Source organism: Acinetobacter sp. HZNU-JH01, from assembly GCF_037996845.1.
Lineage (GTDB): Bacteria > Pseudomonadota > Gammaproteobacteria > Pseudomonadales > Moraxellaceae > Acinetobacter > Acinetobacter haemolyticus.
In genome coordinates this window covers 1,959,187-1,984,525 of sequence record NZ_JBBMZX010000001.1, presented here as the reverse complement: position 1 = coordinate 1,984,525, position 25,339 = coordinate 1,959,187, and the positions used below count along the sequence as shown (strand labels likewise).

At 41.1% G+C, this 25,339-nt stretch carries 20 protein-coding genes, 2 tRNA genes and 3 rRNA genes; 9 read left to right on the top strand and 16 right to left on the bottom strand.

The window, feature by feature from the left end; genetic code table 11:
- The first annotated feature begins 22 nt into the window (after positions 1 to 22).
- From ssuD to AAC851_RS09480, 4 genes are all read left to right on the top strand, one after another.
- The gene (ssuD, locus tag AAC851_RS09495) at positions 23 to 1,198 is read left to right on the top strand and encodes an FMNH2-dependent alkanesulfonate monooxygenase (protein ID WP_340600799.1); all 1,176 of its coding nucleotides are present in this window, start codon (positions 23 to 25) and stop codon (positions 1,196 to 1,198) included.
- Positions 1,195 to 1,998, top strand: coding sequence for an aliphatic sulfonate ABC transporter permease SsuC (gene ssuC, locus AAC851_RS09490; protein ID WP_340600798.1), 804 nt, complete (start codon positions 1,195 to 1,197; stop codon positions 1,996 to 1,998). The genes ssuD and ssuC overlap by 4 nt, the downstream gene beginning before the upstream one ends.
- Before the next feature lie 15 nt (positions 1,999 to 2,013).
- Entirely contained in the window at positions 2,014 to 2,814 is an 801-nt protein-coding gene (locus AAC851_RS09485; protein ID WP_075316448.1) for an ATP-binding cassette domain-containing protein, read from the top strand.
- Positions 2,815 to 3,055: 241 nt separating this feature from the next.
- Positions 3,056 to 3,667 carry a TetR/AcrR family transcriptional regulator gene (locus AAC851_RS09480; RefSeq protein WP_005085882.1) on the top strand — a complete coding sequence of 204 codons (612 nt, stop codon included), beginning with the start codon at positions 3,056 to 3,058 and terminating at the stop codon, positions 3,665 to 3,667.
- Positions 3,668 to 3,890: 223 nt separating this feature from the next.
- Here the strand turns inward: AAC851_RS09480 and AAC851_RS09475 are convergent, their stop codons facing one another.
- The 4 genes from AAC851_RS09475 to AAC851_RS09460 all read right to left on the bottom strand — a co-directional run bounded on the left by AAC851_RS09475 (position 3,891) and on the right by AAC851_RS09460 (position 7,877).
- Positions 3,891 to 4,625: an RloB family protein gene (locus AAC851_RS09475; protein ID WP_160127406.1), complete on the bottom strand. Its 735-nt coding sequence runs from the start codon at positions 4,623 to 4,625 to the stop codon at positions 3,891 to 3,893.
- Positions 4,626 to 4,643: 18 nt separating this feature from the next.
- Positions 4,644 to 5,876: an AAA family ATPase gene (locus tag AAC851_RS09470; RefSeq protein ID WP_075316450.1), complete on the bottom strand. Its 1,233-nt coding sequence runs from the start codon at positions 5,874 to 5,876 to the stop codon at positions 4,644 to 4,646.
- Between the two features lie 239 nt (positions 5,877 to 6,115).
- Positions 6,116 to 6,682: a 5'-methylthioadenosine/S-adenosylhomocysteine nucleosidase family protein gene (locus tag AAC851_RS09465; RefSeq protein ID WP_075316451.1), complete on the bottom strand. Its 567-nt coding sequence runs from the start codon at positions 6,680 to 6,682 to the stop codon at positions 6,116 to 6,118.
- 61 nt (positions 6,683 to 6,743) lie between these two features.
- Entirely contained in the window at positions 6,744 to 7,877 is a 1,134-nt protein-coding gene (locus AAC851_RS09460; RefSeq protein WP_075316452.1) for a TDT family transporter, read from the bottom strand.
- A 207-nt stretch (positions 7,878 to 8,084) separates the two neighbouring features.
- Here AAC851_RS09460 and ribF point away from each other — a divergent pair, with 207 nt between their 5' ends.
- From ribF to AAC851_RS09435, 5 genes are all read left to right on the top strand, one after another.
- Entirely contained in the window at positions 8,085 to 9,086 is a 1,002-nt protein-coding gene (ribF, locus tag AAC851_RS09455; protein WP_004637365.1) for a bifunctional riboflavin kinase/FAD synthetase, read from the top strand.
- Positions 9,087 to 9,148: 62 nt separating this feature from the next.
- Positions 9,149 to 11,986: an isoleucine--tRNA ligase gene (gene ileS / locus AAC851_RS09450; RefSeq protein ID WP_005085891.1), complete on the top strand. Its 2,838-nt coding sequence runs from the start codon at positions 9,149 to 9,151 to the stop codon at positions 11,984 to 11,986.
- Positions 11,979 to 12,509, top strand: coding sequence for a signal peptidase II (gene lspA / locus AAC851_RS09445; RefSeq protein ID WP_340600797.1), 531 nt, complete (start codon positions 11,979 to 11,981; stop codon positions 12,507 to 12,509). Before ileS ends, lspA begins: the two co-directional genes overlap by 8 nt.
- On the top strand, positions 12,509 to 12,991 hold the full coding sequence (locus tag AAC851_RS09440; protein WP_161417583.1) for an FKBP-type peptidyl-prolyl cis-trans isomerase: 483 nt from the start codon (positions 12,509 to 12,511) through the stop codon (positions 12,989 to 12,991). Before lspA ends, AAC851_RS09440 begins: the two co-directional genes overlap by 1 nt.
- Positions 12,992 to 13,098: 107 nt before the next feature.
- Positions 13,099 to 13,641: an NADPH-dependent FMN reductase gene (locus tag AAC851_RS09435; protein ID WP_340600796.1), complete on the top strand. Its 543-nt coding sequence runs from the start codon at positions 13,099 to 13,101 to the stop codon at positions 13,639 to 13,641.
- Positions 13,642 to 14,305: 664 nt separating this feature from the next.
- Here the strand turns inward: AAC851_RS09435 and AAC851_RS09425 are convergent.
- The 12 genes from AAC851_RS09425 to AAC851_RS09370 all read right to left on the bottom strand — a co-directional run bounded on the left by AAC851_RS09425 (position 14,306) and on the right by AAC851_RS09370 (position 25,240).
- Positions 14,306 to 15,169 carry a hypothetical protein gene (locus AAC851_RS09425; protein WP_125503294.1) on the bottom strand — a complete coding sequence of 288 codons (864 nt, stop codon included), beginning with the start codon at positions 15,167 to 15,169 and terminating at the stop codon, positions 14,306 to 14,308.
- Complete coding sequence (locus tag AAC851_RS09420) at positions 15,147 to 16,277, bottom strand: aminopeptidase (protein ID WP_125503292.1); 1,131 nt, start codon at positions 16,275 to 16,277, stop codon at positions 15,147 to 15,149. Before AAC851_RS09420 ends, AAC851_RS09425 begins: the two co-directional genes overlap by 23 nt.
- A gap of 64 nt (positions 16,278 to 16,341) precedes the next feature.
- Positions 16,342 to 16,518: a hypothetical protein gene (locus AAC851_RS09415; protein WP_171456361.1), complete on the bottom strand. Its 177-nt coding sequence runs from the start codon at positions 16,516 to 16,518 to the stop codon at positions 16,342 to 16,344.
- A 193-nt stretch (positions 16,519 to 16,711) separates the two neighbouring features.
- Positions 16,712 to 16,826 (bottom strand): 5S ribosomal RNA (rrf, locus tag AAC851_RS09410).
- A gap of 172 nt (positions 16,827 to 16,998) precedes the next feature.
- Positions 16,999 to 19,889 (bottom strand): 23S ribosomal RNA (locus tag AAC851_RS09405).
- Between the two features lie 366 nt (positions 19,890 to 20,255).
- A tRNA-Ala gene (locus AAC851_RS09400) sits at positions 20,256 to 20,331 on the bottom strand.
- A 103-nt stretch (positions 20,332 to 20,434) separates the two neighbouring features.
- Positions 20,435 to 20,511: transfer RNA gene (locus tag AAC851_RS09395), tRNA-Ile, on the bottom strand.
- Positions 20,512 to 20,570: 59 nt separating this feature from the next.
- Positions 20,571 to 22,107 (bottom strand): 16S ribosomal RNA (locus tag AAC851_RS09390).
- The 16S, 23S and 5S rRNA genes sit together here with 2 tRNA genes alongside, the layout of an rRNA operon.
- 422 nt (positions 22,108 to 22,529) lie before the next feature.
- Positions 22,530 to 23,084, bottom strand: coding sequence for a peptidylprolyl isomerase (locus AAC851_RS09385; protein WP_004637358.1), 555 nt, complete (start codon positions 23,082 to 23,084; stop codon positions 22,530 to 22,532).
- 130 nt (positions 23,085 to 23,214) lie between these two features.
- The gene (locus AAC851_RS09380; RefSeq protein ID WP_194150420.1) at positions 23,215 to 24,285 is read right to left on the bottom strand and encodes an alpha/beta hydrolase; all 1,071 of its coding nucleotides are present in this window, start codon (positions 24,283 to 24,285) and stop codon (positions 23,215 to 23,217) included.
- Positions 24,286 to 24,522: 237 nt separating this feature from the next.
- The gene (locus tag AAC851_RS09375; RefSeq protein ID WP_340600795.1) at positions 24,523 to 24,723 is read right to left on the bottom strand and encodes a hypothetical protein; all 201 of its coding nucleotides are present in this window, start codon (positions 24,721 to 24,723) and stop codon (positions 24,523 to 24,525) included.
- A gap of 286 nt (positions 24,724 to 25,009) precedes the next feature.
- The gene (locus AAC851_RS09370; RefSeq protein WP_005086115.1) at positions 25,010 to 25,240 is read right to left on the bottom strand and encodes a hypothetical protein; all 231 of its coding nucleotides are present in this window, start codon (positions 25,238 to 25,240) and stop codon (positions 25,010 to 25,012) included.
- Positions 25,241 to 25,339 lie beyond the last annotated feature (99 nt).

Below are 25,339 nucleotides of genomic sequence, written 5' to 3'. Positions count from 1 at the left end.
TGATTTTATAAGGAATATCAACATGAATATTTTCTGGTTTATCCCCACTCACGGTGATAGTCGTTATTTAGGTACCAGCAAGGGTGCACGTCAAGTTGATCATGCTTATATGAAACAGATTGCTGTAGCGGTGGATAATCTCGGCTATGCAGGTGTATTAATTCCAACGGGACGTTCTTGTGAAGACCCTTGGATCACAGCCGCCAGCTTAATTGATGCCACCAAACAACTTAAATTTTTGGTGGCACTGCGCCCAGGCATTACCACACCCGCATTGGCCGCACGAATGGCAGCAACCTTTGATCGCCTGTCTAATGGTCGTATTTTATTGAACCTAGTGACGGGTGGTGATGAACAAGAGCTAAAAGGTGATGGTCTGTATGAAGACCATAACACGCGTTATCAAACCGCATCCGAATATGTCAAAATCTGGCGTGAAATCTTGACCCGCTCACATACAGGTGAATCCTTCACTTTTCATGGTGAGCGGTTAAGTGTCGATGATGCCAAACTACTCTACCCACCCGTACAACGTCCTTATCCACCGTTATGGTTTGGCGGTTCATCAGAAGCTGCTACTGAGTTAGCGGCGGAACAGGTCGATACCTATTTAACTTGGGGTGAGCCTCCTGCTGCAGTAAAAGAGAAAATTGAATATCTCCGCGCCAAAGCAGCAGCTAAAGGCCGCACACTCACTTATGGCATTCGCTTACATGTGATTGTTCGCGAAACCAATGAACAGGCATGGGCAGCCGCTGATGAACTGATCCAATATTTAGATGATGCAACAATTGCAGCAGCACAGAAAAAATTTGCGCAAATGGACTCTGTTGGTCAGCAACGAATGGCCGCTTTGCACGGCGGACGTAAAGATCAACTCGAAGTCTCGCCAAATTTATGGGCAGGTATTGGTTTGGTCCGTGGTGGTGCTGGTACAGCTTTAGTTGGTGACCCAGAAACTGTGGCTGCACGCATTCAAGAATATGCGGATTTAGGCATTGATACCTTTATCTTCTCTGGCTATCCACATCTAGAGGAATCCATTCGATTTGCCGAGTTAGTCTTTCCTTTACTTCCCTTACAGACACGACAAAAACTGGCACAACCGCATTTGACTGGTCCTTTTGGAGAAATCATTGCCAATAACTATGTGCCTGAGGTCAAACAACCCAGAAAAGTGATTAAGGAGAGCGTATGAGTGCACAGACGCTATTCAATAATGTTTCACGTGGAACACAAAAAATAGGCAAAAGTTTATTGCCTTGGCTGTTTCCAATTTTACTGGTTCTAATTTGGCAAGGAGCTTCTAGTTCTGGCTTATTACAAAGTCGAGTTCTACCTGCCCCTACAGCTGTCGTGAGTGCTTTTTGGCATTTATTGGTCAGTGGCGAGCTTTGGCAACACGTCAAAGTTAGTGCTGGTCGAGCGTTGTTGGGTTTGTTGATTGGGGGTGGCTTGGGGCTGATTTTAGGATTGTTAAATGGTTCATCAAGGATTGCTTCGACCTTGCTTGATACCACCTTACAAATGATCCGCAATATCCCTGCACTTGCTCTGATTCCATTGGTGATTTTATGGTTCGGCATTGATGAAACCGCCAAACTGTTTTTGGTGGCTGTTGGGGTGTTTTTCCCGATGTATATCAACACCTATCACGGTATTCGTTCCGTTGATCCTCAACTGATTGAAATGGGTAAAAGTTACGGACTCAATCGCTGGCAACTCTATAAAGAGATTATTCTCCCCGGTGCCATGCCTTCGATTCTGGTGGGACTACGTTTCTCCCTAGGTTTGGTATGGGTCTTACTCATCGTTGCAGAGACGATTTCAGCACAAGCAGGTATCGGCTATATGACCATGAATGCACGTGAGTTTTTGCAAACGGATATCGTCTTGGTCGGTATTTTACTCTACGCCTTACTCGGTAAATTAGCAGATGTACTGGCACAAGCATTGGAACGTTATTTATTACGCTGGCATGCGGGTTATCAAAAATAAAAAGGGTGGACTAAAATGAGTAATTTAAACCTAAATTTTCATGAAAACCATGAAATTAAAACACTTACTGAAGTAAAAACAGCACCCTCATCTGCCAATGGGGCAGAGATTCTGATCGAGCAGCTGTATAAATTCTATGCAGAGGTCAAGGTGCTTGAAGATTTAGACCTCCAGATCAAAGCTGGTGAATTTGTTGCAATCGTTGGTCGGAGTGGGTGTGGGAAAAGCACCTTATTGCGCCTTATCGCTCAATTAGAAAAACCCAGCTATGGTGAAATCAAATTTCAATCTGCTCGAAATTTTCGTGAAGGCATTAGCAGTGCAGATATTCGAGTCATGTTCCAAGACCCAAGATTATTGCCATGGAAAAGTGTTTTAGCAAATGTGCAACTTGGCTTATCCAAACATCAGCATACGCTGGCAAGAACGCTATTAGAAAAAGTTGGCTTAAAAGATAAAGCCTCACAGTGGCCTGCACAACTTTCGGGTGGACAACGGCAACGTGTTGCTTTAGCACGAGCATTGTCCCATTCTCCACGCATTTTGTTGCTAGATGAGCCACTTGGAGCGCTGGATGCATTAACTCGTTTGGAAATGCAAAATCTGATTGAACAACTGTGGAAAGAGCAAGGCTTTACTGCCGTTTTAGTCACCCATGATGTCAGTGAGGCCGTGCAATTGGCTGATCGAATTATCCTGCTTGATCAGGGTCATATTGCACAGGATTTCAAAGTTAATCTCCCCCGCCCTCGTAAAAAGAGCATTGCTTTTGCGCAACTCGAACAACAAGTCCTTGATGCGGTTTTAGCTAGCTAAAACCGTGTACCTCTTCAAAATTGCACTAAAATATCTCAAGCATCATGCAGATGCTGCCGCGATCATGATCAAATTATTAACAAAATATGTATTTTAGAGTTTAGATTCTAATAATTATCAAATAGATCCCTACCACTGATCGTAGAATCGCAACTTTTTAAATAAAAAAACTGTGTTGTTGTGCACAAATCCGACAATTTATCTTACAATGTCAAAGACATTTTTTGAATCAAGCTCGCAGATGGAACAGAAAAAAAGTACACAAAAGCGCAATCAACTGCTGAATGCTGCCCTCGATGTTTTCTCTGTCTATGGGTTCAGTGGTGCTAGTCTCGATGAGATTGCTCAACTTGCGAATATGCATAAGTCGAATATTTTCTATTATTATGAAAATAAAGAATCCCTCTATGTGGAAGTCTTGACCACCGTATTGCAAAAGTGGCTTGCTCCCTTACAAACTTTAGAGTCAGAGCTTGAACCAACAGAAGCACTGACCCACTATCTGATTCAAAAGCTTGAAAGCTCGCGTGACCAGCCTAAGGCTTCTCGTTTATTTGCACTGGAAATTATTCAAGGTGCGCCACATATTTTGCCAATCTTAAAAGGTCCTTTGAAAAAGCTCTTCAAGCGTAAAACCAAAGTGATTCAAACGTGGCAAGAACAAGGCAAACTGTCTCAGGATATTGATCCAGAATTATTGATTATCAATATTTGGGCAATTACTCAGAACTATGCTGATTTTGCAACGCAAATGGAGATGGTGACGGGTAAAACATTACGTAACCGCAGTATGTACCAACGCACTATTGAACACACCGTACATTTGATGCTGTATGGCGTAATTCCTCGTTAAGTTTTCTTCAGTGAAAAGGCTTAAAATTTTAGCGATTGACGTACACTTAAAAAGCAACTTTGTGAGTCGCTTTTTTTATTCAGTGCATAATGAAAAACCGTTCTAGTATTCTGACTTATAAAATAGTTTTGGTGAAGATATTGATGTTAAAAGAAAAAGTTCAAGTATTACGCATAAGAAATTCTATGTTAAATAAAAAAGACACTTCTTAAGGTGTCTAAATTTATATTTTAGATTCGATATAAATTTCTATATCTCTTTCAAAAGTATAGGGACTTTCACGTTTAAATATAGAATCTAATAAAACTAGTAGCTTATGGACTGTACTTATCGGATTAATAGAATCAATAGCAATTTGATGCTCTATCAATTTCTGAGAATTATATATAGCTCGTTTATGTTTAGGAATCAGCTTTTTAATACTCTCTCTATTTGTTTCAGAGTATTCACCATCAAAGTTTTGTTGGAAGTATTCTTTTACAGTATCGCCTATAGACTTTTTCTCAGTAGCATTGAATGGTCTAGTACATTGTTCAAAATGAAGACAGAAGAAAACTTCAATGCAAGGAAATGAGTATATAGGAAAAATTTCCGTGGTCTTTGATTTATATTTACTTATTGATTCAAGAAAACATTTATTATGAACAGTATCTAGATCAAATATACAAAAAATATAGGTATATTCATTCCCTTTTTTTGCTTCCGACTTTGCAGATTTGATAGCTTCATTAATGATCCCAACACTATCTGTATGTATACTTTGTCTTACAAAAACCGTATCTAAGGACATATTGTCAATCAGTTCTTGAAAATAAATTTCCTCTGACTCTCCTTCTGTAAGGATTAATATCCTAGGAATAATACTACGATTACCAGCTGAACGACTAGCAATCTTACGATCTTCTCTAGCTTTTCTATTAGCTAGAATTTTTTTCTTAGCTATATCATCAGTACCCATTAAGAAATCTCTTTTTCATTACTTTAAATATGGTGTAGCACCATATCTGCCTGATAAATAGCGTAGTTCCCAGTTCTCTCGATCATTCCTAGGATTAAACTCTAGTAAAGAGTATAGGGATGAAGATTGTTCTTGATCTTTTTCTACAAAATAAATTTGATCTTTTCTCAAGAATTCTGCATCAATTAAATGAGTGTCATGAGTTACACAAACCATCTGACTATCAGTTGTTTCATGAAATGTTTTTAAGAAATTTCTAACTAAAAGAGGATGTAAAGCAGAACTTAGCTCATCAACATAAAATGTTTTAGGTGCTTTTTCTAAGATAAGAGGTGATAAAGCAAATAGCTTATGAGTGCCTTGTGACTCCAACCCAAATTCAAAAGGTATTAAGTCACCATCGGAATCCTTATGGAATGTTTGAATATCATAAACCATCTTATCATTGAAATTATTAAGAATTCTTTCTCTCATTTCTGGAGGCATATTCTTATCACTTTTAATGATTTTTTCTGCTAATGAAGAACTATCAACATCAACATTGATAATATCAATATCTTGTTTACGAATGAATTCCAGAAAGTTTTGTTTGAAAGCATTATCTGTATCGATTTGCTTTGCTGCATCCTCTAATGAAGATTGTTCTAAGAGTAACTTGTCAAACCAATCATAAACGGGTTTTAAAAACTTGCTATTGTCTTGGATAGCTTTTGATAAAAATAGAACTTTTTCAGATGTTTTTAAGGCAATATCATCATAGATTCTTTTAGGTTTTAGGTCATCGCCAAAGCTATAAATATATTCATCTGAATCAGACAACTCTCTAGTGAAAATATTTTTCTTATATTTTTTAGGATAATAAGAAAGATATTCGGAATAAATTTTCTTTGAGTCTAGTAACGTTGAGTAGTTGTACCTAATACCATTACATAAGAAATTAATTTCAAAACTAGTTGGGCTAATACTACTTTCTTTGTCTAAGCGGAATGGCATAACATCCAATTCATCATTTGGAGCATTAGATACCGAAGTTACGACTAATTCTTTTAAGCGGTGTAAAGCAGACAAAAAGTTAGATTTACCAGATGCATTTGGACCATAAATAACAACTACCTTTAAGAGTTTAAGCCCTGCAATAGGTGTTTCTAATAGATGACTACTATGTGCTGAATTTTTATTATCGGCGACAAAACTTAATGTCTGTTCATCCCTAAAAGATAGGAAGTTTTGTACAGTGAAGTCAATAATCATATATAAACCTTAAGTTTTATGGATATCTTATCCATAAGATCGATTATTCATTATAAATTCTACTATATCAAATTTATTTCAAGATCTAAGTAAATTTATTTAAGATTTTGACTTTTAGTATTTCTAAAATTAACATAATGGCGCTTATGCGAATTCAACATCAAATATCATTTTTAATTTCAACAGCTTATCAACACAAAAAGTCCACCCATCTACACCACAACGTTAAACCTTTGCATTTAAAAATGAGCTTGATACAGCGTCAGTAATTTTTGTGCTCCAAGCAACAGGTTCTCTTCCCAATCCAGATGCGCGGTATCATTCGCACCATCACTAATATATTTGACTGAGATCAAGCGAACACCCAACTTTTGACAGACTTTCGCCAATGCATAGCCTTCCATATCCACGAGATTACAGCTCACTTTTGGCAAACCTGTTTCAAAAGAATCACCCGTGCCACAGATTCCTTTGGGTAAAATCTCAAAATGGGGTTGAGTGTGGATCTCCGCAGGAATCTCATCATCCATTGGTGTGACCCCGACGGCAAAACCTAATGGAGACACATCCATATCACGTTGCACAAATGTCGTCACTTCTACCAAACTATGTGCATCAAAATGCGAACTACCCGCACTACCTAAATTAATCAGCGTTTTGCACCCCGTCTTTTGAATCACCTCAAAGGCTTTAAATGCCGCATTAATTTTGCCGATGCCACTGTAATGAACGTCAATACCAGCTTGCTCAAACAAACCTTTAGATTCATTCGGCAACGCCATAATCAGGGCAATATCAGCATTCATAAAAGACTCGTTCAAATAAAAATAGAGACACAAAAAAGGTGTGCTAAAGCACACCTTGATATTATCGCATCTTCTGTTGCAACACAGCCAGACAAGGCGAGAAAAACAGTTGACCGCTATACGCGCCAGCTACAGTTTTTTTCATTACCAAAGCCCACAGCCCTATTAGCAATAAACTTAGAACCACAGCGATAGTTTGTAAAAAAGCAACTTGCAGCTGATGCGCTAAGTTAAAAATCGCCAAAATAAACACGCCGAAGGGGAAAGTCAGTCCCCACCAACCCAAATTAAATGGAATCCCAGTACGAATATGGCGCAATGTGGTCAAAATCGCGATTCCAAACCACCATAGTCCAAAGCCCAATAATACCAAACTCGCCACAATGCCTAATGCAGGGAGTAAGTTTGCTAAATTTTCAAAGCCCATCGCCTGCATGATACGTGGTGCTTGTTCGCCCAATAATAATAACGCCAAAGCCCCTGTGCCAATTGGTCCTAAACAAAGCCAGCTAGAAATTGCCACCTCTTTCTCAGGCAGTTGATGTAAAGCCAAACGTAGCATTAAGATGGTCAGAATTGCAAAAGCCGGCAATACAGAAATCCCCCATAGCACATAGCCTGTGACTAAAATATTGAATGCGTGCTGATCGGCAGTTAAATGTTGTAATAATACTCCCGCTGAGCTCGCAGCCACTTCACAAGCTACAATCGGTAACAACCATACTGCGGTCATCCGTTGTAATAAATGATCTTGGCAGCTAAACATACAAAATGGCACGATCCATGCGATCATCACAGCGAGAAATACATCGAAATACCAAAGATACTCCGCAATTTGCACCGCAATATCACCATATAAATGCGTTCCAAAGCTGAGAAAACCATTGATGATCGTCGCCAGCCCCATCGGAATAGCCCCTAAAAACAGACTCATATTTGGATGACTAAAAATCTGTTTTGCTTCCGTTGGAAATAAAATCCATCGCAACATATAAAGCACACTAAAACTTATAAAGAGCAAAATATTCAATTGCCATAATTGTGTCGCCAACTTGAATAATAGAGCAGAAGCAAAAGGTAACTGTGCTAAAATCATTGCGACAACGCCTGTTCCCATGGTTGCAGTAAACCAGTTTGGGGTAAAATGGCGAATGACATCTCGACTTTGTTCTAGCTGATAAAATGGCTTTTTCATCTCTATCTCAATATCCAGCAACATGAATTGATTTTAGTTCAGCTTTTAAATAAGAAAAATTGATTTATTTTTATTTAATCCATCAGATTTATTTATATAAAAATGCTTAAATATTGAAATTTCTCTGTGTAAAAACACAACAACAAGACGAAACGCTGAGAATATGGCAATATATAGCCTTTGTAAAAATCACTGTATTTAACGCCCATGAAGTTGCTTCGTCTCAACGCATTATCGCCAAATTTTCAGTTACCTCCGACTGCGGTAACGATTGGCAATTTTGATGGTGTCCATCTTGGTCATCAAGCGATGATTGCCCAGCTTAAATCGTTAGCATCTGCTCAAGGCTTAAAAACTTTAGTGATGATTTTTGAGCCACAACCGCTTGAATTTTTTAAAGGTTATGATGCCCCACCCCGCATTAGCTCCTTACGAGAAAAAGTAGAATATTTAACTGAACTGGGTGTGGATTACATTGCGGTAGCAAAGTTTGATCAATACTTTAGAAGCCTGAATGCGACTGAATTTGCGGATTTACTCAAATTTAAGCTCAATGCCCAAACCCTCGTTTTGGGAGATGACTTTCATTTTGGCAAAGACCGCCAAGGAAACAGTGAATTCTTAAGAGATTATGGTTTTAATGTCACCAATTTAGATACGATTGCACTGAATGATGAACGTGTCAGTTCAACCCGTATTCGTCAGGTTCTACAAGAAGGTGATCTGGCATTAGCAGCTAAACTGCTGGGTCGTCCTTACAGCATCACGGGTCGTGTGCAATATGGCGATCAAATCGGACGTACACTGGATTTTCCAACAATTAATGTTCGTCTAAATCGTCATAAGCCTTGTCTAAGTGGCATCTATGCAGTCGATGTGGTGTGTGAAAATGCCTCACTGACAGCAAAAGTAAAACATACAAACCCTGCCCTGAACGGTATTGCAGGGTATCAAAGTGATAGCTTATTCGGTGCTGGCCATGTGGGGACTCGTCCTGCGATCGAACAAGTTCAGCCTGAGTGGCGATTAGAAGTACATTTCCCTGATGTTTCTGCTAATCTGTATGGCTTATTAATGCGGGTAACCTTTCTTCATTATTTACATGGTGAACTGAATTACCCTTCGCTTGAAGCACTCAAAGCTGGAATAGATGATGATGTGCAAAAATTACGAGACTATCGTAATCGTACTTCAGAATTTCCTTTTTAAATTTAATTTTCATTTGTAATACATGTCAGTTTATACACTGATCAAACTGGAAGAAAACTTGCATGAGCGATAAGCAAACTCCTGAAAATGCAGTGGATTATAAAGCCACACTCAATTTACCTCATACTGAATTTGCGATGAAAGCAAATTTGGCTGTGCGTGAAGCCAAATGGTTAGAAGAGTGGTATGCCGACAACATTTATCAGCAGATTCGCGCATCGCGTATTGGCAAGAAGAAATACGTGCTACATGACGGTCCTCCATATGCCAATGGTCAAATCCATTTAGGTCATGCGGTTAATAAAGTCCTCAAGGACATTATTATTAAAAGCCGTGTATTGGATGGCTTCGATGCACCTTATGTACCAGGTTGGGACTGTCATGGTCTGCCAATCGAACTTAAAGTGGAAGAAAAAGTCGGTAAAGTTGGCGTGAAAGTAGACGCATCAACGTTCCGTAAAGCCTGCCGTGAATACGCTTACACACAAGTTGAATTACAAAAGAAAGACTTCGTGCGTATGGGTGTGTTTGGTGACTGGGACAATCCGTATCTGACTATGAACTTTAAACAAGAAGCGGACATCGTTCGCTCGCTTGGTGCGATTGCTAAAGCTGGTCATATTGAACCGGGCTTAAAACCTGTGAACTGGTGTTTGGACTGTGGTTCTGCACTGGCTGAAGCCGAAGTTGAATACGAAGATAAAAAATCTGATGCAATTGACGTTGGCTTCACCGTTGTAGATCTCAAAGATTTAAGCGCACGCCTAAGTGTTGATGTTCAAGATGTAACGGATATCGTGATCTGGACGACCACGCCATGGACACTACCTGCCAACCAAGCAGTTGCGGTACATGCCGACATTGACTACCAACTTGTTCAAATTCAGAACGATCGTGGTGCGCAAAACTTCATTCTTGCTAAAGATTTAGTTGAATCTGCGATCGAGCGTTACAAGCTCGAAAATCCAGTCGTACTGGCTGATTTTAAAGGCGCTGTCATCGAAAACCTATTATTACAACATCCGTTGATTACAGATCGCCAAGTCCCTGTGATCGTCGGTGAACATGTCATCGCAACCAGTGGTACAGGTGCCGTACATACCGCACCGGGCCATGGTGTGGACGACTATAAGGTTGGCCTACAGTACAACCTAAAAGTGGATAATCCAGTTGGTGGCAATGGTGTATATTTACCAACAGCACCGATTTTTGCTGGTGAACACATCTATAAAGCTAACCCAAAAATTATCGAAGCATTGGGAGCAACAGGTCGTTTGTGGGCGCATCAACCGATCAAACACAGCTACCCACATTGCTGGCGTCATAAAACGCCAATCATCTTCCGTGCGACACCGCAATGGTTTATCAGCATGGATGCCAAAGGCTTGCGTCAAACTGCATTAAATGCGATTGAAAATGACATCGAATTTGTTCCAGATTGGGGTAAAAACCGTATCCAATCGATGATTGAAGGTCGTCCAGATTGGTGTATTTCTCGTCAACGTACTTGGGGCGTGCCAATTCCGTTCTTTGTACACAAAGATACCAATGCGTTACACCCACGTACACCTGAATTGATCGAAGAAGTTGCCCAACTGATTGAGCAAGAAGGGATTGATGCTTGGTATAACCGTGATGCCAGCGACTTCATTGGTGCTGATGCCGAACATTACAATGCTGTTCGCGATACCTTAGACGTTTGGTTCGACTCAGGAACCACACACTACGCAGTATTGCGTGAACGTGAAGAGTTGCAAGACCCTGCTGATCTATACCTTGAGGGTTCAGACCAACACCGTGGCTGGTTCCAATCGTCTTTGTTAACTTCAATTGCAATCAATGAACGTGCACCTTATAAAGGCTTACTCACACACGGCTTCGTCGTAGATGAGAAAGGTCGTAAAATGTCTAAATCATTAGGCAACATCATCACGCCACAAGATATCATCAAAGATATGGGTGCAGATGGCTTACGCTTCTGGATCGCTTCGGCTGACTATCGCTATGAAATGACCGCAGGTAAAGAGATCTTTAGCCGTGCTTCTGATGGTTATCGTCGTATCCGTAATACCCTACGTTTCTTATTGGCGAATTTAAATGGTTTTAAACCATCAACCGATGCATTACCTGTAGATGAACTGATTGCATTGGATCAGTACATTTTACAACGTGCGGCTGAAGTACAAAAAACCATTCAGCAAGCCTATGAAGAGATGAACTTCCACATTGTCACTAACGCATTGACCAATTTCTGTATCAATGACTTAGGTGGTTTCTATCTCGACATCATCAAAGATCGTCAATACACAACAAAAGCGGACTCACAAGCACGTCGTTCAGCACAAACTGCGCTGTATCATTTGGTACAAGCTTTCGTTCGTTGGATGTCACCAATTCTAAGCTTTACCGCTCAAGAAGCTTGGCCATTGATTCCTGAACAAACAGATAAATATGTATTTACGGCTGAATGGTACGATATCCCAACTGCATCAACAGCAAACTTGCTTTCTGAAGCAGATTGGCAAACATTGATTAGCGTAAAATCAGCAGTAAATAAACAGATCGAAGCAGCACGAAACGCTAAACTGATCGGCAGTAACTTATCTGCCAAAGTTGAACTTTGGGCGGATGAAGCTTTACAAAAACTGCTAAACCAACTGGCTGACGAATTACGTTTTGTCTTGATTACCTCTCAAGTCATCGTCCACCCTTATGCAGAACAAGGCGAAAGCACTGACCTTGAAGGTTTACGTGTGAAAGTCTCAGCTGCGGATGGTGAAAAATGTGTACGTTGCTGGCATGTATTACCAGACGTAAATACACATGAAGGTCATGCGGGTTTATGCGCGCGTTGTATTGTCAACGTCACTGGCAGTGGCGAAGTGAGAAAGTATGCCTAATTCACAAGCAAAACAAGGCTTGTTCCAATTCTATCCTTATAACTTGCTGTGGCTTGGACTTTCAGTCCTTGCCATTGTGTTGGATCAATGGACAAAATGGATCGCAAGCTCACATTTAAACTATGCAGATCCTGTACCCGTATTGCCTTTTCTCAATTGGACCTTGTTGCATAATTACGGTGCCGCATTTAGCTTTTTATCTGATGCAGGCGGATGGCAACGCTACTTCTTTACCTCACTTGCAGCAATTGTTTCGATCATTTTTGTATTTTGGCTCATGCGTATGCCTAAGAAAATGATTATTTTACCTATGGCGATTGCTTTGATTTTAGGCGGTGCAGTTGGTAATTTGATTGATCGCGTCAGTCTGGGTTATGTTGTCGATTTTATCCATGTCTATTATCAGAATAGTCATTTCCCTGCCTTCAACCTCGCAGACAGTGCCATTACCCTAGGTACGATTTTGCTTCTCATTGACACCTTCTTCTTAGAGAAGAAACGTAACCAAAAGGCGGATGTATAATGACTGACATTATCCAACCAAACGAAGAAATCCGGATTGAAGACGGCTCAAAAGTTGATTTGCATTTTTCAGTATCGATCGAAAATGGTGTTGAAATCGATAACACCCGCGGTCGTGAAGAACCTGTCTCTTTAGTGATTGGTGATGGCAATTTACTTCCAGGCTTTGAAAAGGCTTTATTTGGTTTACGTGCAGGTGATCGCCGTACCGTACATTTGCCACCAGAAGATGCTTTTGGTCCATGGAATCCTGAAAATGTTCAAAGTTTTGATACGGTGAAATTTGAGCAACGTCCTATCGTTGGTCACATGATTGAATTTGAAGATAAAGCCAAAGCAACCTTGTTTGGCATCGTTAAATCAGTCAATGAAGACATTACTGAAATCGACTTTAATCATCCATTGGCCGGTAAAAATATTACCTTTGAAGTGGAAATTTTCAAAGTTACCCCTGCGGGTCAGCAAGGCATTAAACTGATGTAACATAAAAGCTCTCAAATGAGAGCTTTTTTTATATCCGAAAAAAAGTATAAGATCATTTAAAAGCATTCATTTTTAAAATCAAAGCAATAACACACAGGAATTTAAATATGCTGATTTATATTATTGTTGGTAGTGTTCGGGAAGGTCGCACAGCGATCAAAGTCGCTAATTGGGTACAGCAAGCGACAACTGAACTCGCATTAAAAGATATTCAAACCGAAGTTGTTGATCTTAAGGAATGGGACTTACCGCTATTTGCAGGTTCTCATCCACCTGCGACAGGCATTTATGATCAGCCGAAACAACAGCAGTGGGCAGATAAAATCGCACAGGCACAAGCCTTTATCTTCATTAGCCCTGAATATAACCATGGCTATAGTCCAGCACTGAAGAATGCCTTGGATTATGTGGGTAAAGAATGGCAAGGCAAACCTGCAGCCTTTATCGGCTATGGTTCAACCAATGGCTCACGTTCAATCAGTCAAATTCGCCAAGTGACCTCAAGCTTAGGTATTGTTGATCCCAATGCTGTGATTGAAATTCGCGACATCTTTAAACGTAATAAAAACGAAAACTTTGAAGCCAATGAGTTTGAAATTAAGGCTCTCAAACCACTAGTCGAGAAGTTACAGAAATATCATGTTAAATAACGATGTAAGCCTAAACCTACAACAATCGTAGCCATTGGCGAATAGGCCAACTCTAACTTTTCACCTATCATATAAATCATAGAGAGCCAGGAAGTCTCATTCAGAATAATAAGACCCACAGGACGTGGTCGTTAATAGGAAATAAACGACAATAAACTGAATATGAAGAAGCCCTGTCAGGATGATGGGGCTTCTTTTTATTTCTGCAAGCTGTAATACGGTATATTTGCTTTTATACACGACATCAGCTCTTTTACTCGTCAGCAACTTCACTACGATTAAATTATTGTTCTCAGCAGCCCCTATTATTTCGCTATAGGCTTAATCACCATCTAACACGATAGAAAGAATTAACTAATTTTTCAGTGCTAATTATAATTAAAACCTAAATTTAATCAAATACATAACACAGTGTTATGTATTTACTGTATATCTTGCCATTCCCCCCAAAATTAAGATAACTACCTATACATACTCTTTCAGTTAATGTCTTTGCATGTATCAAAGATAATTTGAAAAACCATCAGTAATAGTTCTGCTAAGCTACAAGACTAGAAAACTGTTGAATAATCAATCATGTTGAACTGCAACAAGTAGAACATTGATATGACCTTATATTTTTGAGATAAGAATAAAATTGGCATACAACCTCATCGATTCCCCTCTACCGCAATGTATTGTTCTTTAAGGACTCTAGAATTAGCGAATTCGCCCATTTTTCATATAGTTTCTGTTCTACGTCAATAGCATTTTCAAAAACCAAGTCAACTGAAAATATACTTCCTAGAGTATCTCTGAATTTTGATATTTCATTAAAAGCAGACTTGCAAAATGATAGTTCTTTGCAATCCAATATCTTTCTCTCTTCTAACTCCTTATAGCAAACTGAAATTTTTGCAAATATATTAGCTAGATATTCAATGATACTTTCATCTTCTTTAATAATTTGCTTTTCAGAAAAAATGCGACTAAATAAAAATGCAAGTTGACACGAAAATGACCAAAAAGAATGCCAAATAAGACGGCCGTGTCTCAAGGTACCTTTCCAAGGAGAATAGCCTATAGATTTATTTCTAACCTTATACCCCTCTACTTCTCGTAAAAACAATATTTGGTGTGTCGCTTCATGTACAAACAGCGACCCTAGACGATAGATTGATGGTAAAGGCCAATCAGCAGATAATATTACATTACCAACGCTTTGAATCGATGAAGCTGTAAGTAACTCAGACTTATGAATGCTCTCCCCTACAATAATGCTCTTGATAAGTGGCAAAGTTCTAGCTCCATCGACATAGCTTAAAGGAACATTGTCGATACACCACTTATAGGCTTCATTAATTTGGAATTGGATAGAACGAATTTTACTCTCGCATGGATTGCGACAGTTATAATTAGACATAACTGACTCAAGATCAAATGAAGTCTCTATACTTGTCTTTTGAAATGTTAAATCTATACTGCAAGCTGCAAGAATATAAATATATCTAGCTCTTTTCTCTACATCAATTAGTTGTGACGATTCCACAGCAATCCCCTTCAAAATTATCCGTAGAAAAAATATCTTCACATAGAATCAGGTCTGGATGCTTATTCTTTGACTCTTGTAAGTTTGCCAAATCAATAGGGTTAGGTTGATCATCAATCCAGATCAAACCTCCTCTGGCAATTAAATCTATATGGATATCACAAAAGTAACCAGCTGTTTCAATATCTTGGTTATGTTGGCCAAAACCAATATGAACTCCAGGGCATCGTTCATTCAAGTGAGAGTTTTCATAAATAGGATTATCTACAGAAATATTTGTACCGATACCTAGTTCACCTACACGTGTCGCGTTATTTCTAGAAAAAGCACGACTTAAATAATCCGACATTTCTTTATTTTTACATTGAAAAGATATCATTTGACCATTATCGATATTTACAAATACTGGTTCTTGATTTAATCGAGCATCTATATCTAGCATAGTGTTAACGTTAATAGCAAAATCTGCGACTAAAATGCCTGAGATATTTGCAGGAAAAGTCGCGACCTCTCCACATGGAATAATGAGAAATTTACCGTCTTCAACAGTCCCTTTATTACTAACCCACCTATATCTACTGTCGAGGTCAATAGACAAATCTGTTCCAGAGGGGGTTGTGATTCTTAATTTTTTTGCACTTATGCATCTTTCAAGAATAGCTGTATTTAATGCCGTCAATTTCTTTGGTGTTACCGATAAACCTTTAGCAAATAAATGTCTATCAGAATTGATACTTCGAACTACAAAATATTGATTTTTATTATAATCACAAATTACTTCTTTAATAACTTCATTATGCGATATTGTATCTCGTTCAAAGAGAATAAGAACCAATCGTCCTTTTTGAGGAGGAATACTTGGTAAAAGCTTTATCAACCTATCCCTAAAACCACTATCTCTTAGCGGCTGCATATGAATTGACTTGTATTTAATTGATCTAGCATCAAGAGCCAACCTCACCCAAGCGGCTGCCTCCCTTGAATCTGGTGTGTAACCAATAATAATAATATCAGAAAGAGAAATCCCAATATAATCGTCTAATAAAGCATTTACACCGCACCAAACATCTTCATCAGATACCTTATTTGAATCTGTAGCTAATGCCATAAGAAGTCCCCAAAATTGGCACTAAGATCCATAAAACTCCTAGTGCACTTAAAAAAAGAAAAACTTAGGCTGACATAGTCTTATATGACACAAACCAAAGGGCCTCATCTTTATTGATCTTTAACTCGATTTCTCCCCCTTCCGAACGCTCTAAACCCTCACTTTCCTCAAGCTCCTTAATTATTTCGCTCAACTTCTTACTAACATCTGCAGGAAGCGGTTTTTTATTTTCTTCACTCATATTGCACCCTCCTATGTGGGTCATTAAAACTTTTTTGATTTCTTATCTTAATTTTTGTATATATTTTAATCACAATATAAAATAACAAGATTACTGTCAAGAGTAATATCTAGGATTATTTATTTTAGTTATCTTTTTCCCGTGCAATAAAAAACACCCCTAACCGTCAGGTTAGGGGTGTTTATAATTTAAAAGCTGGCGATGACTTACTCTCACATGGCAAGTGCCACACTACCATCAGCGCGAAGAGGTTTCACTTCTGAGTTCGGGAAGGGATCAGGTGGTTCACTCTTGCTATTGTCGCCAGCAAACTGTTTTGGCTTTGGGTGGTCTTACTTTTGAACTTATTAAGTTCATGCCACTTAGTACCGAAAGAGTTATTAACGGATTAGTTAATCGAGTCGTATTGTAACTAGTTTTGACACTAAATCAAGTTATGTATTGAATTTATCTTGAATACAACAACTGTTTGGGTGTTGTATAGTCAAGCCTCACGAGCAATTAGTATTGGTCAGCTTCACACGTCACCGTGCTTCCACACCCAACCTATCAACGTCCTAGTCTCGAACGGCTCTTTAGAGGAATAAATTCCTAGGGAAATCTTATCTTGAGGTAGGCTTCCCGCTTAGATGCTTTCAGCGGTTATCCCTTCCGAACATAGCTACCCGGCGATGCGACTGGCGTCACAACCGGTACACCAGAGGTTCGTCCACTCTGGTCCTCTCGTACTAGGAGCAGATCCTCTCAAATTTCCAGCGCCCACGGTAGATAGGGACCGAACTGTCTCACGACGTTCTAAACCCAGCTCGCGTACCTCTTTAAATGGCGAACAGCCATACCCTTGGGACCTGCTTCAGCCCCAGGATGAGATGAGCCGACATCGAGGTGCCAAACACCGCCGTCGATATGAACTCTTGGGCGGTATCAGCCTGTTATCCCCAGAGTACCTTTTATCCGTTGAGCGATGGCCCTTCCATACAGAACCACCGGATCACTAAGACCTACTTTCGTACCTGCTCGACTTGTGGGTCTCGCAGTTAAGCGCGCTTTTGCCTTTATACTCTACGCGTGATTTCCGACCACGCTGAGCGCACCTTCGTACTCCTCCGTTACTCTTTAGGAGGAGACCGCCCCAGTCAAACTACCCACCAGACATGGTCCTCGTCCCGGATAACGGGACAGAGTTAGAACCTCAACATTACCAGGGTGGTATTTCAAGGACGGCTCCATTGGAACTAGCGTTCCAACTTCAAAGCCTCCCACCTATCCTACACAAGTAAGGTCAAAGTTCAATGTCAAGCTGCAGTAAAGGTTCACGGGGTCTTTCCGTCTAGCCGCGGGTACACTGCATCTTCACAGCGATTTCGATTTCACTGAGCCTCTGCTGGAGACAGCGCCGCCATCATTATGCCATTCGTGCAGGTCGGAACTTACCCGACAAGGAATTTCGCTACCTTAGGACCGTTATAGTTACGGCCGCCGTTTACTGGGGCTTCGATCAAGAGCTTCGCTTACGCTAACCCCATCAATTAACCTTCCAGCACCGGGCAGGCATCACACCCTATACGTCCACTTTCGTGTTTGCAGAGTGCTATGTTTTTAATAAACAGTTGCAGCGGCCTGGTTTCTGTGGCTGCCAATAGCTCAGGGAGCAAGTCCCATCACCGTCAGCAGCGTACCTTCTCCCGAAGTTACGGTACCATTTTGCCTAGTTCCTTCAGCAGAGTTCTCTCAAGCGCTTTGGTCTACTCGACCTGACCACCTGTGTCGGTTTCGGGTACGATTCCTGTGTAACTGAAGCTTAGAGACTTTTCCTGGAAGCATGGTATCAGCCACTTCACTGTACAAGTACAGCTTGCTATCAACTCTCAGCATAGAGCACCCCGGATTTGCCTAAGATGCATGCCTACTGTCTTCCACCTGGACAACCAACGCCAGGCTGACTTAACCTTCTCCGTCCTCTCATCGCATTACACAGAAGTATTGGAATATTAACCAATTTCCCATCGACTACGCCTCTCGGCCTCGCCTTAGGGGTCGACTCACCCAGCCCCGATTAACGTTGGACTGGAACCCTTGGTCTTTCAGCGAACGGGTTTTTCACCCGTTTTGTCGTTACTCACGTCAGCATTCGCACTTCTGATACCTCCAGCATACTTCTCAATACACCTTCATCGGCTTACAGAACGCTCCCCTACCACTTGACTAATGTCAAATCCGCAGCTTCGGCACATAGTTTTAGCCCCGTTACATCTTCCGCGCAGGCCGACTCGACTAGTGAGCTATTACGCTTTCTTTAAAGGGTGGCTGCTTCTAAGCCAACCTCCTAGCTGTCTATGCCTTCCCACATCGTTTCCCACTTAACTATGATTTTGGGGCCTTAGCTGGCGGTCTGGATTGTTTTCCTCTTGACTACGGACGTTAGCACCCGCAGTCTGTCTCCCGGATAGTACTCATTGGTATTCGGAGTTTGCATCGGTTTGGTAAGTCGGGATGACCCCCTAGCCGAAACAGTGCTCTACCCCCAATGGTATTCGTCCGAGGCGCTACCTAAATAGCTTTCGGGGAGAACCAGCTATCACCAGGCTTGATTAGCCTTTCACCCCTATCCACAAGTCATCCCCTGGCTTTTCAACGACAGTGGGTTCGGTCCTCCAGTTAGTGTTACCCAACCTTCAACCTGCTCATGGATAGATCGCCTGGTTTCGGGTCTACACCCAGCAACTAAACGCCCTATTAAGACTCGATTTCTCTACGGCTCCCCTATTCGGTTAACCTTGCTACTGAATGTAAGTCGCTGACCCATTATACAAAAGGTACGCAGTCACACCACGAAGGTGCTCCCACTGCTTGTATGCATGCGGTTTCAGGATCTATTTCACTCCCCTCACAGGGGTTCTTTTCGCCTTTCCCTCACGGTACTGGTTCACTATCGGTCAGTCAGGAGTATTTAGCCTTGGAGGATGGTCCCCCCATATTCAGACAAGGTTTCACGTGCCTCGCCCTACTCGTCATCATTGTGTGTGCCCTTTCGTGTACGGGAATATCACCCTCTACGTTCGCACTTCCCAGAGCGTTCCACTAGAACACACATAACTTAATGGGCTGCTCCCCGTTCGCTCGCCGCTACTAAGGGAATCTCAATTGATTTCTTTTCCTAAGGGTACTGAGATGTTTCACTTCCCCTCGTTCGCTTCAATAACCTATGTATTCAGTTATTGATACCCGCCTTGTAGCGGGTGGGTTCCCCCATTCAGACATCTCCGGATCAAAGGATATTTGCCGCCTCCCCGGAGCTTTTCGCAGGCTATCACGTCTTTCATCGCCTCTGACTGCCAAGGCATCCACCACATGCACTTAATTACTTGACTATACAACCCCAAACAGTCGCTAACCCTTACAAGTAAGGTTAGGACAGATTGCTATGCTTGTTTTTCAACTCACATCGCTCTCATCCAGTTTGTTGCCTCGTGCACTTAAGCACCGTACAGCTTCAATCTAAATTCATATACCAAAACGCTTGATTCAGTGTTTTTGCTAGTTCTCAATTTCATTCTTTCGAATGAATTGAGTGAACAATTTATTTCAGACTCAATTCTACTAATCTGTTAATGATTAACTACAGCCTCGTCAGCTTGCAGTAAACTGTGATAAATCACAGAGATTAATAAATCAGTCAACTTAGACTGTATTCATTAAACTCTATAATCTATTTAGCTCGTACTTCGTAAAGTACGTGGTGGAGACTAGGAGAGTCGAACTCCTGACCTCCTGCGTGCAAAGCAGGCGCTCTACCAACTAAGCTAAGTCCCCAGCTTATCATCTGTGATTCGATGTATCGGATTATAGCCTGCGCACTCACTTACGTTCGTTTGCCTTGCGCTTCGCCTTAAAGCAGTGCTTTAAGTCTTGCTCATGGTGGGTCTGACAAGACTTGAACTTGTGACCCCACGCTTATCAAGCGTGTGCTCTAACCAACTGAGCTACAGACCCTCAGATACATCTTCGAAGAACAACTTGTTGTGGATTCTTACCGGCCATCAATCTTTCGTTAAGGAGGTGATCCAGCCGCAGGTTCCCCTACGGCTACCTTGTTACGACTTCACCCCAGTCATCGGCCACACCGTGGTAAGCGTCCTCCTTACGGTTAGACTACCTACTTCTGGTGCAACAAACTCCCATGGTGTGACGGGCGGTGTGTACAAGGCCCGGGAACGTATTCACCGCGGCATTCTGATCCGCGATTACTAGCGATTCCGACTTCATGGAGTCGAGTTGCAGACTCCAATCCGGACTACGATCGGCTTTTTGAGATTAGCATCCTATCGCTAGGTAGCAACCCTTTGTACCGACCATTGTAGCACGTGTGTAGCCCTGGCCGTAAGGGCCATGATGACTTGACGTCGTCCCCGCCTTCCTCCAGTTTGTCACTGGCAGTATCCTTAAAGTTCCCATCCGAAATGCTGGCAAGTAAGGAAAAGGGTTGCGCTCGTTGCGGGACTTAACCCAACATCTCACGACACGAGCTGACGACAGCCATGCAGCACCTGTATCTAGATTCCCGAAGGCACCAATCCATCTCTGGAAAGTTTCTAGTATGTCAAGGCCAGGTAAGGTTCTTCGCGTTGCATCGAATTAAACCACATGCTCCACCGCTTGTGCGGGCCCCCGTCAATTCATTTGAGTTTTAGTCTTGCGACCGTACTCCCCAGGCGGTCTACTTATCGCGTTAGCTGCGCCACTAAAGCCTCAAAGGCCCCAACGGCTAGTAGACATCGTTTACGGCATGGACTACCAGGGTATCTAATCCTGTTTGCTCCCCATGCTTTCGTACCTCAGCGTCAGTATTAGGCCAGATGGCTGCCTTCGCCATCGGTATTCCTCCAGATCTCTACGCATTTCACCGCTACACCTGGAATTCTACCATCCTCTCCCATACTCTAGCTGACCAGTATCGAATGCAATTCCTAAGTTAAGCTCAGGGATTTCACATCCGACTTAATCAGCCGCCTACGCACGCTTTACGCCCAGTAAATCCGATTAACGCTCGCACCCTCTGTATTACCGCGGCTGCTGGCACAGAGTTAGCCGGTGCTTATTCTGCGAGTAACGTCCACTATCTCTAGGTATTAACTAGAGTAGCCTCCTCCTCGCTTAAAGTGCTTTACAACCATAAGGCCTTCTTCACACACGCGGCATGGCTGGATCAGGCTTCCGCCCATTGTCCAATATTCCCCACTGCTGCCTCCCGTAGGAGTCTGGGCCGTGTCTCAGTCCCAGTGTGGCGGATCATCCTCTCAGACCCGCTACAGATCGTCGCCTTGGTAGGCCTTTACCCCACCAACTAGCTAATCCGACTTAGGCTCATCTATTAGCGCAAGGTCCGAAGATCCCCTGCTTTCTCCCGTAGGACGTATGCGGTATTAGCATTCCTTTCGGAATGTTGTCCCCCACTAATAGGCAGATTCCTAAGCATTACTCACCCGTCCGCCGCTAGGTAATGTAGCAAGCTACACTTCCCCGCTCGACTTGCATGTGTTAAGCCTGCCGCCAGCGTTCAATCTGAGCCATGATCAAACTCTTCAGTTTAAAATCATTAGTAGCTTATGGCTACAAATCTTGACTCATCAATTTTCTGACATTAATTTCTCAAATAAACTTCGAGTAATTTCTACCATTCAATCAATGAAATATTTTCGATCGATTAACCAGTAAAAATCCACACAAGTTGTTCTTCTATTCTCTTAATGATTAATTTCTTACTTCGTCAGCAAGAAATTAACGCAAAACACTACCTATCACCTTAACCCTGTAAGCTAAGATATTTTCGTGTATCGCGTCGGGATGAGGTGCATTATAGGAGTTTTTTAAAGGCATGCAAGCTTTTTTAAACCCTTGTTTTATTGAGTGTTCTTTTTTTGTGCACAAAATCAATTCAAACTATTTAAAACCGATAGCAAGTACATGAAATAAAAGCAGAAATACTTTATTTATATTTCTGCTTCACTTTTCTATTTTTTGCTCTTTATTTGAACGCTAATGATTTTAACAGGTTGTTTAGGTACATTTTGATGCAATCCCTGATTACCCGTAGGCACACTCACGATTTTATCAACGACCTCCATACCTTTGGTCACTTTACCGAAAACAGCATAACCTGCATCCATTGCAGATCGGTTTAGAAAACTATTATCTACAACATTAATGAAAAATTGGCTTGTAGCAGAGTTTGGATCTCGCGTACGCGCCATTGCTAAAGTACCACGTGTATTTTTCAAACCATTGCTTGCTTCGTTTACGATTGGTGCTTTGGTTGTCTTTTCTACCATATTGGCATCTAAGCCACCGCCCTGAACCATAAAGCCAGGAATCACACGATGGAAAATCGTCCCTGCGTAAAAATTGCTTTTTACATAACTCTCAAAGTTTTTTGCCGAAACTGGTGCTTTATCATCAAAAAGCTCAATTTCGATATTCCCCATACTCGTTTTCATTTCAACCATGGTATTTGCAAATAAATGGCTGCTTGCGAGTAATAAACTAGCCGTAATAAATAACTTTTTCATCTTTATATTCTCAGTCTAAGAATAGAATTAACCGTGAAGCCTAATTTTAGTTTTACATATCGGTCTTTACTATTTTTATTTGTTAAGTGCCATGTTCCACGTGAAACATAGCACTACTGTACGTGGCGGCTTAACTGTGTTTGTCCCAGAACTTTCTAAAGTTCCGTGCAATTTCGACGGTATTGCGTCTTGCTTTGGATGAAATAGGCGTTAAGTTGATAAAGCCATGTGTTTGGTCTGGATAATCAATATATTTCACTTTAACGCCATTTTGTCTAAGTTTATGACTATAAATTTCACCTTCATCATGAAGTAAATCATGCCCTGCTGTGATCACATAAGCAGGTGCAAGTTTTCTTAAACCACCATAGGTTGGAGAAATTAATGGGTTATCCAAAGCAACATTGTGTTGGGTGGCATAATACGCTGTCACATAATCCACATCTTTACTGGTCAAGACTAAACCTTCACCATAAGCATAAAATGATGGGTGTCTACTTTTAAAATCAACCACAGGATAGATTAGTAATTGTGCTTGAGGCGCATAGGCCTTACCCACTGAATGCTGTGCAACAACTGTACTAATATTTCCGCCAGCACTATCCCCCGCGACCGCAATACGATTTTTATAGATCTTTAACTGACGGCGATTTTGATATACCCATGCTAAAGCATCTTCACATGATTGAATAAGCAGTTTAGGTGAAACTTCTGGAGCAAGCGGATAATCAATACTCATGACCTGAACTTTCGCATATTTGGCAATGAGGCGACATGCTTCATCATGCGTATCCAAACCACCGACAACAAAACCACCACCATGATAGAACACGATCATCGGTAGTTTCTTATTGGGTGCTGGATGATAATGTCTTGCGAAAACTGTACCGCTTTGCAAAGGTAAACGAATATCTTCAACAGATTCAATAAATGTGGATTTATTAAGTATCGCGAGCATCTGCGCATCAAATTGGCGTCGAGACTCAATCGGATCATCTCCAATAAAACCAATGCGCCCTTGTTTAATTTGAACAGCCATCAAACATTTGGTAAATGCATCCAAATCAGGATATTGGTGTGGGTAACCTAAAATTTTAGCTAAAGACTCTTGTACAAATGTAGGTAACTTATCGAGTGCTCGTGCAGCAGGACCTTGTCCATGATCTAAAATGGTTTGTATTTTTTGAGGTAATGCCGTCACTTTTTGTCCCCTTCTTACGCTATCCATCGTTCTTTTCCTCTCGACTATATGCTTATCCAAAGCGATAGATCAAGAATTTAAAAATATTTTGTACGCTATAGTGTTGGTTTTCAAAAGTCATTAACCATTATGCTTATCCATGATCATTATTTAGGCCAATTGATTAATCTATGACGTATTTGGAAACAAAACTCAAAAGTGAATATTCAATACTTTTGAGTTTTTATAGACACAATTTTATTTTCGACCTGCTGCAGCTGAACCTGAAATATTAACACCAACTTGTCCAGGTTGAACCTGCGCTTTGACGCCCCCTCCTGTTTGAACACCATGAGAACCAACTCCAACATTGGTTGAACCTGTTGCTTCAACAGAAACACAGCCAATTATGCTGATGACCATTAGACTTAACACAGAGACTAGAGCAAATTGCTTCATATTTTTTCCTTTACTATTTTCTACGTGCACTTTTGTTGCACATCCTCATCATTACGATTTTAAGTATGAGTGTATAGACCGGATTGGATTTATTTATTGTCAGTTTGGCAAATTTCGCAGCTTGATAAAACGCTAAATCACCACAACAAAAAACTAGAATCAAGCCAATGATTCTAGTTTTTTCAATTTACTCAGTACCTCTAACACAGCATATATAGCAGTATATGATTCGATCGATCTATTGGCATCAATGTGATGATCTATTGTGTTTAAAGGTCATGATAAATTACTGCGCTGAAGCCTCAGCATCTACTGCGCCAGATACATCTGCCGATGCACCGCTATGATCAACGCCCATAGATGTATCCGCTTGAATACCAACGCCACCTTGAACACCCGTTGGACTTGCACTTGTTTGCGCTGAACCTGATGCCTCTAGACCACCTTGAGTTGAGCAACCTACTGCCGTTAATGCAACACCAGATACCACCATAGAAATCAATGCTAACTTTTTCATTACGTATTTCCTTTCATTATGACAAAAAGCAAAGTTGTCTTTGCGTTGCCTATGATTCACAATTTTTTTCTAGAACGTGATGAGGATTAGTTGCAGTTT